General features: G+C 70.0%; 10 protein-coding genes and 3 tRNA genes. 6 read left to right on the top strand and 7 right to left on the bottom strand.

What is annotated here, in order from left to right; genetic code table 11:
* Nucleotides 1–11 precede the first annotated feature (11 nt).
* Entirely contained in the window at nt 12–500 is a 489-nt protein-coding gene (gene bfr, locus K5L01_RS06435; RefSeq protein WP_250062965.1) for a bacterioferritin, read from the top strand.
* Between the two features lie 105 nt (nt 501–605).
* On the opposite strand, the gene K5L01_RS06430 is transcribed toward bfr, so the two are convergent.
* The 4 genes from K5L01_RS06430 to K5L01_RS06415 all read right to left on the bottom strand — a co-directional run bounded on the left by K5L01_RS06430 (nt 606) and on the right by K5L01_RS06415 (nt 5,014).
* The gene (locus tag K5L01_RS06430; RefSeq protein WP_250062962.1) at nt 606–1,271 is read right to left on the bottom strand and encodes a thiopurine S-methyltransferase; all 666 of its coding nucleotides are present in this window, start codon (nt 1,269–1,271) and stop codon (nt 606–608) included.
* Between the two features lie 14 nt (nt 1,272–1,285).
* The gene (locus tag K5L01_RS06425) at nt 1,286–1,519 is read right to left on the bottom strand and encodes a hypothetical protein (protein WP_250062960.1); all 234 of its coding nucleotides are present in this window, start codon (nt 1,517–1,519) and stop codon (nt 1,286–1,288) included.
* Nucleotides 1,520–1,831: 312 nt separating this feature from the next.
* Entirely contained in the window at nt 1,832–4,075 is a 2,244-nt protein-coding gene (gene parC / locus K5L01_RS06420) for a DNA topoisomerase IV subunit A (RefSeq protein WP_250062958.1), read from the bottom strand.
* A gap of 57 nt (nt 4,076–4,132) precedes the next feature.
* Complete coding sequence (locus tag K5L01_RS06415) at nt 4,133–5,014, bottom strand: helix-turn-helix domain-containing protein (RefSeq protein ID WP_250062956.1); 882 nt, start codon at nt 5,012–5,014, stop codon at nt 4,133–4,135.
* A 190-nt stretch (nt 5,015–5,204) separates the two neighbouring features.
* On the opposite strand from K5L01_RS06415, the gene K5L01_RS06410 reads away from it, so the two are divergent.
* Genes K5L01_RS06410 through K5L01_RS06395 form a run of 4 tightly spaced genes read left to right on the top strand, consistent with a single transcriptional unit; the run spans nt 5,205 to nt 9,913 of the window.
* Nucleotides 5,205–5,648 (top strand): MarR family winged helix-turn-helix transcriptional regulator, encoded by a 444-nt coding sequence (locus tag K5L01_RS06410; protein ID WP_250062954.1) that lies wholly within the window; start codon nt 5,205–5,207, stop codon nt 5,646–5,648.
* Nucleotides 5,645–7,147 carry an efflux transporter outer membrane subunit gene (locus tag K5L01_RS06405; protein ID WP_250062952.1) on the top strand — a complete coding sequence of 501 codons (1,503 nt, stop codon included), beginning with the start codon at nt 5,645–5,647 and terminating at the stop codon, nt 7,145–7,147. The genes K5L01_RS06410 and K5L01_RS06405 overlap by 4 nt, the downstream gene beginning before the upstream one ends.
* A gap of 10 nt (nt 7,148–7,157) precedes the next feature.
* Nucleotides 7,158–8,336, top strand: a complete 1,179-nt coding sequence (locus K5L01_RS06400; RefSeq protein ID WP_250062950.1) for an HlyD/EmrA/EmrK family protein — start codon at nt 7,158–7,160, stop codon at nt 8,334–8,336.
* 11 nt (nt 8,337–8,347) lie between these two features.
* Entirely contained in the window at nt 8,348–9,913 is a 1,566-nt protein-coding gene (locus K5L01_RS06395) for a DHA2 family efflux MFS transporter permease subunit (RefSeq protein ID WP_250062947.1), read from the top strand.
* Between the two features lie 159 nt (nt 9,914–10,072).
* Here the strand turns inward: K5L01_RS06395 and K5L01_RS06390 are convergent.
* The 3 genes from K5L01_RS06390 to K5L01_RS06380 form a co-directional block, all read right to left on the bottom strand.
* Nucleotides 10,073–10,157: transfer RNA gene (locus tag K5L01_RS06390), tRNA-Leu, on the bottom strand.
* Nucleotides 10,158–10,322: 165 nt separating this feature from the next.
* Nucleotides 10,323–10,407 (bottom strand) — tRNA-Leu (locus K5L01_RS06385).
* A gap of 143 nt (nt 10,408–10,550) precedes the next feature.
* Nucleotides 10,551–10,635, bottom strand: a tRNA-Leu gene (locus tag K5L01_RS06380).
* A gap of 90 nt (nt 10,636–10,725) precedes the next feature.
* On the opposite strand from K5L01_RS06380, the gene rnr reads away from it, so the two are divergent.
* On the top strand, nt 10,726–13,173 hold the full coding sequence (gene rnr, locus K5L01_RS06375) for a ribonuclease R (protein ID WP_425603837.1): 2,448 nt from the start codon (nt 10,726–10,728) through the stop codon (nt 13,171–13,173).
* Nucleotides 13,174–13,221 lie beyond the last annotated feature (48 nt).

The raw sequence follows: 13,221 nt of genomic DNA, 5'->3' as shown, positions 1-13,221 counted from the left end.
AGGAGCATCCCATGCAAGGCCACCCGGACGTCATCGAATGCCTGAAGGAACTGCTGCGCGGCGAGTTGGCCGCGCGCGACCAGTACTTCATCCACTCCCGCCGCTATGAAGACCAGGGGCTGCAGGCGCTGTACGAGCGCATCGGCCACGAAATGGAGGAGGAGACCGAGCATGCCGACGCGCTGCTGCGCCGGATCCTGTTCCTGCAGGGCGATCCGGACATGCGCCCGCATGCCTTCGTCCCCGGCAAGACCGTGGTCGAGATGCTGGAGAAGGACCTGCAGACCGAATACCAGGTGCGCGCCAACCTCGCCGCGGGGGTCAAGCTGTGCGAGCAGCACGGCGACTATGTCAGCCGCGACATCCTGATCGCGCAGCTGCGCGATACCGAAGAGGACCATGCCTGGTGGCTGGAGCAGCAGCTGGGCCTGATCAAGCGCATCGGCCTGGAGCTGTACCAGACCAGCAAGATCGACGCGAAGGGCGTGCCGGCGCACTGATCGCCGCGAAGGCCGTTGCGCACGGGGAAGGCCGGGCGCATCCGGCCTTCCGCGTCCGGGGCTGTCCGCGGCGCCGCGCGCGCGGGCGGTCTGGAGGAACGCCGGCTAGGCGTTTCCGCTGTCGCGCCACAGGCGATAGACGGCGGTGGAGAGCGCGGTGACGCCCTCGGCGCGGAAGCCGGGCTCGTGGGCGAGGATGTCGCGGCGCTCGGCCTGTTCCACCCGCCACGAGGGGCCGAGCGATGCCATTTCCGCGGCGTCCACCGAGAACGGCGGGCCGGCCTTCTCCGCCTGCGGGTACTCGAGGGTGATCACCAGTCCGCGGCATCCTGCCGGCAGCCGCGCGTACACCGTGTCGCGGTAGCGTCGGCGCAGGTCCGGCGGCAGTGCGATCAACGCGGCGCGGTCATAGAGGCCGGCGATGCCGGCCAGGGTTTCGTCGTCGAGGGTGAAGGCGTCGCCGCAGAGGATCTCGATCGGCCCGGCGCTGTAATGCTCGCCCAGCCGGCTCGTGCGGCGCTGCGGCTGCAGCCCGGCCTCGGCGAAGAACTGTTCCACCGCCAGCGGCGACAGCTCGACGCCGAGTACGCGGTGGCCCCGTGCGGCCAGCCAGTGCATGTCCAGGCTCTTGCCGCACAACGGCACCAGGACCCGGCTGCCGGGCGCGGGCTGCAACGACGGCCAGTGCTTTTCCAGCAAGGGCATCACGTCGCCCCGATGGAAGCCGATCTGTCCCTGTTGCCAGCGTTGCAGCCAGAAATCGGAGTGCATGGTCTTTTTTCTCCTCAGCGGGTCTTCCGCCAGCCGTTCTCCGGCGTGATCCGCTCAAGCGCTTCGCTGCTTGCATAGCAGCGGACCAGGCCGCAATCGCGGCAGACGACACTGCGCATCTCGGCGCTGGCGAAGACGCCACTGGCGCCGGGCAGCAGGTCGGGGCCATGGCCGCCGCGGGTGTACAGATTGTCGCCGCGGCATTCGGGGCAGGTGGTCTGCGCGGAGGCGTCTTGCGGGAAGGTCATGGTGATTCCATGTAAAGCGGGTTTCCAGCGGTTGCCGCAGCCGACGCGCAGCATGGATCGCCACGCCGCACGCCGGTGAGATGAATGGCGGCACGGCCGCGCCGCCGTGCGCCAGTGGAGCGGGTTGCTGGACGTCCAGTCCTTCCACCTTCTGCCGCGCCACGCATGCGCATGGCGACGACAATGCCGGTCGCGCCGCCGCGCGCCAGTGGAGTGAGTTACTGGACGTCGAGGCCTTCCACCTTCTGCCGCGCCACGCATGCGCATGGCGACGACAATGCCGGTCGCGCCGCCGCGCGCCAGTGGAGTGGGTTACTGGACGTCGAGGCCTTCCACCTTCTGCCACCCCCTCGGCAGCAGATGCCCGCGGCTGGCCCGCGGCCCCACATAGGCATCCAGCTCCTTGAACGACAGGCTCATGGTGCGCTGGCCGCTGCGGATCTGCAGGGTGGCGCCGGGCGATACCGCGACCACCGCGACGACGCGCTCGGTGGCGAGCTTGGCCTTGGGGATCTCGATGATCTTGTTGCCCTTGCCCTTGTCCAGCTCGGGCAGTTCGCTGGCGGGGATGGCGAGCATGTTGCCGGCGCTGGTGACCGCGACGATGCGGTCGGCCTGCGGGTCGGCGACCGTCGCCGGCTGCAGCACCGCCGCACCGGGTGAGAGGTTGAGCATGGCCTTGCCGGCCTTGTTGCGGCCGGTGAGGTTCTCGAAGCGGGTGACGAAGCCGTAGCCGTGCGAGGACGCGAGCACGAAGCGGGCGTCGTTGTCGCCGCTGGCCAGGGTGAGGAAGCTGCTGCCGGCGGCGGGCGAGAAGCGGCCGGTGAGCGGCTCGCCGTTGCCGCGCGCCGAGGGCAGGGTGTGCGCGGGCGTCGAATAGGCGCGGCCGCTGCTGTCCAGGAACGCGACCTGCTGGGTGCTGCGCCCGCGGACGGCCGCGAGCAGCCTGTCGCCGTCGCGGTAGGAAAGGCCGGCGGCGTCGACCTCGTGGCCCTTGGCCGCGCGTACCCAGCCCTTCTCCGACAGCACCACGGTGACCGGTTCGCTGGCGACCAGTTCGGTCTCGTCGATGGCCTGGGCGGCGCCGCGCTGCACCAGCGGCGAGCGGCGCTCGTCGCCGAACTTCTTCGCATCGGCCAGCAGTTCGTCCTTGACCCGCTTCTTCAGCTTTGCGGCGCTGCCGAGGATGGCCAGGATCTTCTCGCGTTCGGCGGCCAGCTCGTCCTGCTCGCCGCGGATCTTCATTTCCTCCAGGCGCGCCAGCTGCTTGAGCTTGGTCTCCAGGATGTACTCGGCCTGGTCCTCGGACAGGCCGAAGCGGGCGATCAGCGCCGCCTTCGGCTCATCCTCGGTGCGGATGATGCGGATCACCTCGTCCAGGTTGAGGAAGGCCACCAACAGGCCTTCCAGCAGGTGCAGGCGGCGCTCGACCTTCTGCAGGCGGTGGTTGAGGCGGCGGGTGACGGTGTCCTGGCGGAAGCGCAGCCACTCGCTCAACAGCTGCCGCAGGTTCTTGACCTGCGGGCGGCCGTCCAGGCCGATGACGTTGAGGTTGACCCGGTAGCTCTTCTCCAGGTCGGTGGTGGCGAACAGGTGGCCCATCAGCTGCTCGGCGTCGACCCGGCTGGAACGCGGGATCAGCACCACGCGCACCGGATTGGCATGGTCGGACTCGTCGCGGATGTCCTCCAGCCAGGGCAGCTTCTTGGCGCGCATCTGCTGGGCGATCTGCTCGATCACCTTGGACGGCGACACCTGGTGCGGCAGTGCGGTGATGACGATGTTGCTGGCTTCCTTGCGGAAGGTGGCGCGGGCGCGCACGCTGCCGTTGCCGGTCTCGTAGAGCTGCCGCAGGTCGCTGGCCGGGGTGATGATCTCGGCGGTGGTCGGGTAGTCCGGCCCCTTCACGTGTTCGCACAGGTCGGCGACGGTGGCGTCCGGGTCGTCGATCAGCCGCACCAGCGCACTGACGATCTCGTTGAGGTTGTGCGGCGGTACGTCGGTGGCCATGCCCACCGCGATGCCGGTGGTGCCGTTGAGCAGCAGGTGCGGCAGCCGCGCCGGCAGCCAGCTCGGCTCCTCCAGGGTGCCATCGAAGTTCGGCGTCCAGTCGGTGGTGCCCTGGCCCAGCTCGCCGAGCAGCACCTCGGCGATCGGGGTCAGCTTGGATTCGGTGTAGCGCATGGCCGCGAACGACTTGGGGTCGTCGCTGGAGCCGAAGTTGCCCTGGCCGTCGATCAGCGGGTAGCGGTAGGAGAACGGCTGGGCCATCAGCACCAGCGCCTCGTAGCAGGCGCTGTCGCCGTGCGGGTGGTACTTGCCGATGACGTCGCCGACGGTGCGTGCGGACTTCTTCGGCTTGGCCGTCGCGCCGAGCCCCAGCTCGCTCATCGCGTAGATGATCCGCCGCTGCACCGGCTTCAGGCCGTCGCCGATGAACGGCAGGGCGCGGTCCAGCACCACGTACATGGAATAGTCGAGATAGGCGCGTTCGGCGTATTCGCGCAGCGGCTGCTGCTCGAAACCGTGGAAGGCGGGGCGTACGAGTTCGGTCATGCGGGGTGTTACCTGTGGCTGGGGGCGGCGACGGCGGTCGCCTCCGCGAGCGGTCGATTATCCGGATGCAGGGGGGGATGCCAAGCCGCGTGCGGGGAAAGCGCCGTCCTGCGCGTCGCGGCCGGCGCGGGCCAGGTAGCGGCCGGGCGGCAGCCCGAAATGGCGGCGGAACACGGTGACGAAGGCGCTGGAACTGCTGAAGCCCAGTGCATGGGCGATGTCGGCCACGCTGCGGCCGTCGCTGAGCTGGCGCAGAGCTTCGGCCAGGCGCGCCTGCTGCCGCCACTGCGCGAAGCTCAGGGTGGTTTCCTCGCGGAAGTAGCGGGTCAGGCTGCGTGGCGACAGGCCGGCCCATTGCGCCCACTGCTCCAGGCTGCGGCCGTCGGCGGGGTCGGCCAGCAGCTGCGAGGCGATCCGCCGCAGCCGCCGGTCGCGCGGCAGCGGCAGGTGCATGCGCTGCTGCGGGGCGTGGCGGATCTCGTCCTGCAGTACCGGCAGCAGGCGCTGCTGGCGGGGCGCGTTTTCCGCCTTGCCGGTGCACAGGCGCTTGGCCATCGCATGCAGCAGCGGGGAGATTTCGATGACGCAGGGCGCGTCCGGCAGGTCCCTGCAGGCCGGTGTGGCGAACGCCATGCCCCAGCCGCGCAAGGGGCCGTAGGCCGCGATGGTGTGGGGCTCGGCCGGGGGCATCCAGCCACCGGAGCCGGCGGGCAGCGACCAGGTGCCGTGGAGGGTGCGGATCGTCAGCAGGCCCTGTTCGACGCAGACCAGCTGGGCGCGGACGTGGTGGTGCCAATCCACTTCCAGGGCGACGCTGTGGGCGCCTTCGAGGCGGAAGCCGAACACCGCCGGGCCGTCGTCACTTTCGAACCAGTGCAGCTCGGCGTGGTCCAGCAGCGGTCTGGAGGGCGGGGCGGCAGGATCGGGCGCGTTGTCCATGGGAGTCGTCGAGTCGATCACGGGGTTGGCCCAAATATGCCATTTATTGGCTTGATTGTATTACCTGGCCATGCGATTGAGCCGTTACCGTAACCACCGTTCGATCATGCTGCGACCGCAACACAGCATTTGATGCCAGATCGGATATTTCCATTGAGAAATATTTCTTTTGGAATGAAGATGCCCGCCCATGATCTGCGCCACCGCCAATCCCCCCAGCTTCGGCCTGCTGCTGCGCCAGTTGCGCGACGGCCTGGCACGGCAGCTGGACGCGTCGATGGCCGAGGAGAACCTCGGCATCGGCTTCACCCACTACATCGGGCTCAAGACCCTGGCGCACATGGCGCCGTGCACGGCCAACGAGCTGGCGCAGGCCATCGACCAGGTACCCAGCGCGGTGACCCGCCTGCTGGACAAGCTCGAGGCGCTGGACTGCGTGCGCCGCGAGCCGCATGCGCTGGACCGCCGCGCGCTGCAGATCGTGCTGACCGACCAGGGCCGGGCGCTGTGCGAGCGGCTGAAGAAGCGGGGCGACACGGTCATGGACTACGCCACCCGCAACCTGAGTGCCGACGAACGGGCGCTGTTGATGTCCCTCCTCCTCCGGATCCGCGATTCCCTGACACCCCCATGATCCCCATTCCCGCTTCCTCCTTCCTGCCGCGCGCCGCGCGGCCGTTGTTGCCGGCCGTGCTGGCGCTGGCCCTGGCGGCGTGCGCCAGCAGCGGAGGCCTGCAGCCGCAGGGCCGCCTGCTCGAGGCCGACAGCCTGCGCAGCGAGCGCACCCTGGCCACCAGCGACCTGTCCGTGTCCGGCTTCCCCGCCAGCGACTGGTGGCGCAGCTTCGGCGATCCGCAGCTGGACGTGCTGGTCGCCGAGGGCCTGGCCGGCCATCCCAGCCTCGATGCGGCCGATGCACGGCTGCGCCAGGCCGAGGCCCAGGCGGGCCTGGCCCGTGCCGACCGCCTGCCCAGCCTGTCGGTGTCCGGTGGCTACACCGGCCTGCGCCTGCCCGAATCGATGGCCGGCGACGAGATGGGCGGGCACTACGCGGGCAGCAGCCAGGTGGCGTTCGACTTCAGCTATGGCATCGACCTGTGGGGCGGCAAGCGCGCCAGCTGGGAAGCGGCGGTGGATACGGTGCATGCCGCGGCGGTCGATGCCCAGGCGGCGCGCCTGGCCTTGTCCTCGGGCATCGTCCAGGCCTATGTCGAGCTGGACCGCGCCTGGCGCGCCAACGATGTCGCCGAGCAGGAACTGGAGCGGGCGCAGAAGGCGCTGCAGCTGGTGCGCCAGCGCCAGACGGCGGGAATCGACAGCGTCCTCCAGGTCCGCCAGGCAGAAGGCCGCATTCCCGTGGCGCACCAGCAACTGCAGGCCGCGCAGCAGCAGATCGACGCGGCGCGCACCGCCCTGGCGGCGCTGCTCGGCCAGGGCCCGGACCGCGGCCTGAGCATCGCGCGTCCGCTGGCCCTGCAGGTGGCCGCGCTGCAGCTGCCCGGGGTCCTGCCCAGCGCGCTGCTGGGCCGGCGCCCGGATGTCGTCGCCGCGCGCTGGCGGGTGGAGGCGGCCGACAAGCGGATCGCCACCGCCCGCACCCGCTTCTATCCCAGCTTCAACCTCACCGCCCTGGCCGGGGTGGTGGCGCCCAGCGTGGGTGACCTGCTTGAAAGCGGGTCGACCTTTGCCTACCTCGGCCCGGCGCTGAGCCTGCCGATCTTCGACGGCGGGCACCTGCGCGCCGGACTGGCGGAGGCCGATGCGCAGTACGACCTGGCGGTGGCCGGCTACAACCAGACCGTGGTGGACGCGCTGCGCGAGGTCGCCGACCAGGTCAATGCGGTGCGTTCGCTGCAGCAGCAGTCGCAATCGCAGCAGCAGGCGGTGGCCACCGCGGAATCGGCCTTCGACCTGGCCGGTCAGCGCTACCGCGCCGGCATCGGCAACTACCTGGACGTGCTGGCCACCCAGGCGCAGCTGCTCGACGCGCAGCAGGCGCTGACCACCCTGCACGCGCGCCAGCTGCTGGCCGCGGCGCGGCTGAGCCAGGCCCTGGGCGGCGGTTTCGAGCCGTCCGCCGGCGACGCCGGCGCCCCCGCGTCTTCCTCCTCCTCCGTATCCCCGCATTCCTGAGAACCGCCCCATGAGCCAGACCCCTTCCACCGAAGCCCCGGTCGTGCGCAGCCGCCGCAGCCGGCTGCTGCGCGGCCTGTCCGTCCTCGTCGTGCTGCTGCTGGCAGCGTTCGCGTTGTGGTACTTCGCCTTTGGCCGTTGGTTCGAGGAAACCGACGACGCCTATGTCCAGGGCAACCAGGTGCAGATCACCCCGCAGGTGGCCGGCACCGTGGTGGCCATCGCCGCCGACGACGGCATGCGCGTGGAGCGCGGCCAGCTGCTGGTGCAGCTGGACCCGGCCGACACCGAGGTGGCACTGCAGCAGGCCGAGGCCAACCTGGCGCGCACCGTGCGCGAGGTCCGCGGCCTGTACCGCAGCGTCGAAGGCGCGCAGGCGGACCTCAACGCGCGCCAGGTGACGCTGAAGCGCGTGCGTGAAGACGTCGCGCGCCGCCGGGACCTGGCCGCCAGCGGCGCGATCTCCAGCGAGGAGCTGGCCCATGCCCGCGACGAGCTGGCCGCGGCCGAAGCCGCGGTGGCGGGTTCGCGCGAGACCGTGGAGCGCAGCCGCGCGCTGGTGGACGACACCGTCGTGGCCACCCAGCCGGACGTGAAGGCCGCCGCGGCGCAGCTGCGCCAGGCCTGGCTCAACAACGCCCGCGCGGGCATCGTCGCGCCGGTGGCCGGCTTCGTCGCGCGCCGCTCGGTGCAGGTCGGCCAGCGGGTCCAGCCCGGCACCGCGCTGATGGCGGTGGTGCCGGCCGAGCAGATGTGGGTGGACGCCAACTTCAAGGAGACCCAGCTGCGGCACATGCGCCTGGGGCAGGAGGTGGCGCTGCGCGCCGACCTGTACGGCGGCGCGGTGAAGTACAAGGGCCGCATCGCCAGCCTCGGCCTGGGCACCGGCTCGGCGTTCTCGCTGCTGCCGGCGCAGAACGCCAGCGGCAACTGGATCAAGATCGTGCAGCGGGTCCCGGTGCGCATCGCCATCGATCCCAAGCAGCTGGCCGAGCACCCGCTGCGCATCGGCCTGTCGATGAAGGCCGAGGTGAGCCTGCGCGACCAGAAGGGCGAGGTGCTGCCGGCGGCCGCGGCCGAGGGCATGGTGTTCGACACCGACGTCTATGCCCGGCAACTGCATGACGCCGATGCGGCGATCGAGCGGATCATCCACGACAACCTGCCGCGCCAGAACACGGCCGGCTGAGGTAGCTGCGCATGTCCGCTCAAGCTCCGGCCGCGCCGCAACCTGCCGCCGGCTTCGTACCGCCCAGCGTGGCGCTGTGCACCGCCGGCCTGGCGATGGCCTCGTTCATGCAGGTGCTGGACACCACCATCGCCAACGTGTCGTTGCCGACCATCGCCGGCAACCTCGGTGCCAGTTCGCAGCAGGCGACCTGGGTCATCACTTCGTTCGCGGTCAGCACCGCCATCGCGCTGCCGCTGACCGGCTGGCTCAGCCGCCGGTTCGGCGAGAAGCGCCTGTTCGTGTGGGCGACGCTGGCGTTCACCGTCGCCTCGCTGCTGTGCGGCCTGGCGCAGAGCATGGGCATGCTGGTGGTGTCGCGGGCCCTGCAGGGCTTCGTCGCCGGCCCCATGTACCCGATCACCCAGTCGCTGCTGGTGTCGATCTACCCGCGCGAGAAGCGCGGCCAGGCGCTGGCGCTGCTGGCGATGATCACGGTGGTGGCGCCGATCTGCGGCCCGATCCTCGGTGGCTGGATCACCGACAACTACAGCTGGGAATGGATCTTCCTGATCAACGTGCCGCTGGGCATCTTCTCGGCGCTGGTGGTCGGCAACCAGCTCAAGGACCGGCCGGAGCAGGTCGAGCGGCCGAAGATGGACTACGTGGGCCTGATCACCCTGGTGATCGGCGTCGGCGCGCTGCAGCTGGTGCTGGACCTGGGCAACGACGAGGACTGGTTCTCGTCGACGAAGATCGTGGTGCTGTCGTGCGTGGCGGTGGTCGCGCTGGCGGTGTTCCTGATCTGGGAGCTGACCGACAAGGACCCGATCGTCGACCTGCGGCTGTTCCGCCACCGCAATTTCCGCGCCGGTACGCTGGCGATGGTGGTGGCCTATGCGGCGTTCTTCAGCGTGGCGCTGCTGATCCCGCAGTGGCTGCAGCGCGACATGGGCTACACCGCGATCTGGGCCGGGCTGGCGACGGCGCCCATCGGGTTCCTGCCGGTGCTCATGACGCCGTTCGTCGGCAAGTACGCCGCGCGCTTCGACATGCGCATGCTGGCCTCGATCGCTTTCGTGTTCCTGTCGTTGACCAGTTTCCTGCGCTCGGGCTTCAACCTGCAGGTGGATTTCCAGCACGTGGCCGGCGTGCAGCTGATCATGGGCGTCGGCGTGGCGTTGTTCTTCATGCCGGTGCTGCAGATCCTGCTGTCGGACCTGGACGGCCGCGAGATCGCAGCCGGGTCCGGCCTGGCCACCTTCCTGCGCACGCTGGGCGGCAGCTTCGCCGCCTCGCTGACCACCTGGCTGTGGGCGCGGCGTACCCAGGAGCACCACGCACACCTGACCGAGCACATCTCCACCTACGCCCCGGGCATGCAGGAGCAGGTGGCGGCGATGGGGCAGGGCAACCTGCAGCAGGGGGCGGCGCTGTTGAATGGGATGATCGACCACCAGGCATCGCAGCTGGCGTTCAACGACATCTTCTACCTGCTGGGCTGGATCTTCCTGGCGATCATCGCCTTCCTGTGGCTGGCCAAACCGCCGTTCGGTGCGGGCGCCGGCAGCAGCACGGCGCGTTCCGGCGGGCACTGACGCCGCGCGGCGTTCCGCCCTTCGGGACGGGCCCCGCGCCTGCCGTCCGCCCGCGCCGTGCGGGCGGCAGGGGCTGCAGCGGCTTCCGATGCTCCATGCCCGGCCAACAACGGGGCACAAAAAAACCCCGCTTGCGCGGGTTTTTTCTGCTGTGAGTCGTGGTGCCCAGGAGAGGACTCGAACCTCCACGGTTTTACCCGCTAGTACCTGAAACTAGTGCGTCTACCAATTCCGCCACCTGGGCGACTCAGAACGGGAATTGTGGCGTGGACAGGACATCCTGTCAATGCCCGGGCGGCTGTTCCGCCAGGTCCGGCATGCCCGCCGCCCTCCATGGCGTGACGCGCCGTGCGTGGTCGGAACGAGCATGAAAAAACCCGCTTGCGCGGGTTTGATCGGTCATGAGTCGTGGTGCCCAGGAGAGGACTCGAACCTCCACGGTTTTACCCGCTAGTACCTGAAACTAGTGCGTCTACCAATTCCGCCACCTGGGCGACTCAGGAGCGGAATTATGCGCAGGCCGGGCGAAAACGTCAATACGGCCGGTGCGGGACGGGGCGGTGGCGGGCGAGGGTCGCGATGGCCGGCGCCGGAAACGAAAAAACCCGCTTGCGCGGGTCCTGACGGTTCCGGATCGTGGTGCCCAGGAGAGGACTCGAACCTCCACGGTTTTACCCGCTAGTACCTGAAACTAGTGCGTCTACCAATTCCGCCACCTGGGCGATCCGGGCGGCGATTCTGGTGGCGCCGGCGCCGGTTGTCAACGGCCCGTACAAGCGGCGTCCACGTTGCAGCAGGTACCATGGGGGCCGATGAAAAACAAAAAGACCCCCGGGGCCGCCAAGTCCCCCAAGTCCGTCCCCGGTGCCAAGCCGGGCGCGTCCCGCGAATCCGCCGCGCTTCCGCCGTGGATGCCGGACACCCCCGCCGCCCCGGCCAGGGGCCCGCGCGCCAAGGGCGCCGACACTCCACCTGCCAAGCGCTTCGTCCGCGGCCGTTCGCGCCCCGCGCCGGGGCCGGCCTTCGACGATCCCTACGCGGCACGCGAGGCCGAGCGCTATGCGCAGCCCATCGCCAGCCGCGAGGCGATCCTGCAGCTGCTGGACCGCTGCGAGGGGCCGCAGACGGCCGCCGAGATCGGCGCCCAGCTGGGCCTCACCGAGCCGGACCGTGCCGATGCGCTGGGCAAGCGCCTGGGCGCGATGGTGCGCGACGGCCAACTGGTGCAGAACCGCCGCGGCGGCTTCGCCCCGGTGCTGGTCACCAACCTGATCCCCGGCGTGGTCATCGCCAATCCGGAGGGCTTCGGCTTCCTGCGCCCGGACGAGGGCGGCGACGACCTGTTCCTGCCGCCGTATGAGATGCGCAAGGTCATGCACGGCGACCGCGCGCTGGCCAACGTCACCGGCATCGATCGCCGCGGCCGCCGCGAGGGCAGCATCGCGCGCGTGCTGGAGCGCGGGATCAACCGCCTGATCGGCCATTTCAGCGTCGAGATGGGCATCAACTACGTGGTCCCGGACGACAAGCGCATCCAGCGCAGCATCCAGATCCCGGCCGACGCCACCGGCGGCGCGAAGGACGGCCAGCTGGTGGTGTGCGAACTGACCCACCCGCCGGATTCGCGGCGTCCGTCGATCGGCAGGATCATCGCCGTGCTCGGCGACCGGCTGACCCCGTCGCTGGTGGTGGAGACCGCCATCCACGGCCACGACCTGCCGCACGAGTTCCCGCCGGAGGTGCTGGACGAGGCCACCGCGATCCCGATGACGGTCGAGCCGGCGATGCTCGGCGGCCGCGAGGACCTGCGCACCCTGCCGCTGGTGACCATCGACGGCGAGGATGCCAAGGATTTCGACGACGCGGTCTACTGCGAGCCGAACCGCGACGGTTTCCGCCTGGTCGTGGCGATCGCGGACGTGTCCCACTATGTCCGCCCCGGCAGGCCGCTGGACGAGGAAGCGCAGCGCCGCGCCACCTCGGTGTACTTCCCCGGCTACGTGGTGCCGATGCTGCCGGAGACGCTGTCCAACGGCATCTGCTCGCTGCGCCCGGACGAGGACCGCATGTGCTTCGTCTGCGACATGCAGGTGGACCGCAAGGGCGAGGTCACCGCATCGCGCTTCTACGAGGCGGTGATGCGCTCGCACGCACGCCTGACCTATGCCCAGGTCTGGAGCGCGGTGGGCGAGGACGACGCCGGCGCCAAGGCCGCCCTCGGCCCGGTGCTGCCGCAGGTGCAGAGCCTGCACCAGCTGTACCGCATCCTGGCCAAGGCGCGGCAGCGCCGCGGCGCCATCGAGTTCGAATCCTCCGAAGTGCGCTTCGTGCTGGACAACCGCGGCGAGGTCACCCAGGCCGGCATGCTGGTGCGCAACGATGCGCACAAGCTGATCGAGGAGTGCATGATCGCCGCCAACGTGGAGGCGGCGCGCTACCTGCTGGCCAGCCATATCCCGGTACCGTACCGCGTGCACGAGCGGCCGCCGGAATCCAAGTACGCCGACCTGCTGGAGTTCCTCAAGGAGTTCAAGCTCAGCCTGCCGCCGTGGGGCAAGGTGCAGCCGGGCGACTACACCAAGCTGCTGAAGAAGGTGCGCGAGCGCCCGGATGCGGCGCTGCTGGAGTCGGTGCTGCTGCGCAGCCAGTCGCTGGCGGTGTACACCACGGAGAACAACGGCCACTTCGGCCTGGCCCTGGACGCCTACGCGCACTTCACCTCGCCGATCCGCCGCTACCCGGACCTGCTGGTGCACCGTGCCATCAAGTACGCGCTCAGCGGCGGGCCGCGCGACAAGTACGCCTACACCCCGCGGGAGATGGAGGCGCTGGCGCTGCAGTGCTCCGAGCGCGCGCGCCGCGCCGACGAGGCCGAGCGCGAGGTCGACGAGCGCTTCCGCGCAGCCTGGATGGAGAAGCATGTCGGCGGCCAGTTCGACGGCGTGATCAGCGGCGTGACCAGCTTCGGCCTGTTCGTTGAACTGGACGACTCCAAGGTCAACGGCCTGGCGCACGTGACCCAGCTGCCGCACGACTACTACCAGTTCGATCCGGTCCGCAAGACCCTGACCGGCGACCGCCGCGGCAACCAGTTCCGGCTCGGCGACCGGGTGCGCATCCTGGTGCTCAAGGCCAGCATGGAAGAGCGCAAGATCGACTTCCGCCTGGTCGAGCGGCTCGACGGCACCGTGCTGGAGGACGAGGTGCCGCCGCTGCCGCCGCGCGGCAAGCCGGCCAAGCGCACCAAGCAGAAGTACTGAGCGGCGGACATGGTGTCCCGGCCGCGGCCCCCGTGCGGGCCGCGGCGC

It is taken from the genome of Stenotrophomonas mori (genome assembly GCF_023556335.1).
Taxonomy (GTDB): Bacteria; Pseudomonadota; Gammaproteobacteria; order Xanthomonadales; family Xanthomonadaceae; genus Stenotrophomonas; species Stenotrophomonas mori.
Note: the sequence above shows the minus strand (reverse complement) of the source record. Positions and strands in the feature narration are given on the sequence as shown.

What these genes read in the sequence shown, in the direction of transcription:
- bfr (WP_250062965.1), top strand. Translation starts at nt 12, where the DNA reads ATGCAAGGCCACCCGGACGTCATCGAATGCCTGAAGGAACTGCTGCGC.
- K5L01_RS06430 (WP_250062962.1), bottom strand. Translation starts at nt 1,271, where the DNA reads ATGCACTCCGATTTCTGGCTGCAACGCTGGCAACAGGGACAGATCGGC.
- K5L01_RS06425 (WP_250062960.1), bottom strand. Translation starts at nt 1,519, where the DNA reads ATGACCTTCCCGCAAGACGCCTCCGCGCAGACCACCTGCCCCGAATGC.
- parC (WP_250062958.1), bottom strand. Translation starts at nt 4,075, where the DNA reads ATGACCGAACTCGTACGCCCCGCCTTCCACGGTTTCGAGCAGCAGCCG.
- K5L01_RS06415 (WP_250062956.1), bottom strand. Translation starts at nt 5,014, where the DNA reads ATGGACAACGCGCCCGATCCTGCCGCCCCGCCCTCCAGACCGCTGCTG.
- K5L01_RS06410 (WP_250062954.1), top strand. Translation starts at nt 5,205, where the DNA reads ATGATCTGCGCCACCGCCAATCCCCCCAGCTTCGGCCTGCTGCTGCGC.
- K5L01_RS06405 (WP_250062952.1), top strand. Translation starts at nt 5,645, where the DNA reads ATGATCCCCATTCCCGCTTCCTCCTTCCTGCCGCGCGCCGCGCGGCCG.
- K5L01_RS06400 (WP_250062950.1), top strand. Translation starts at nt 7,158, where the DNA reads ATGAGCCAGACCCCTTCCACCGAAGCCCCGGTCGTGCGCAGCCGCCGC.
- K5L01_RS06395 (WP_250062947.1), top strand. Translation starts at nt 8,348, where the DNA reads ATGTCCGCTCAAGCTCCGGCCGCGCCGCAACCTGCCGCCGGCTTCGTA.
- rnr (WP_425603837.1), top strand. Translation starts at nt 10,726, where the DNA reads ATGAAAAACAAAAAGACCCCCGGGGCCGCCAAGTCCCCCAAGTCCGTC.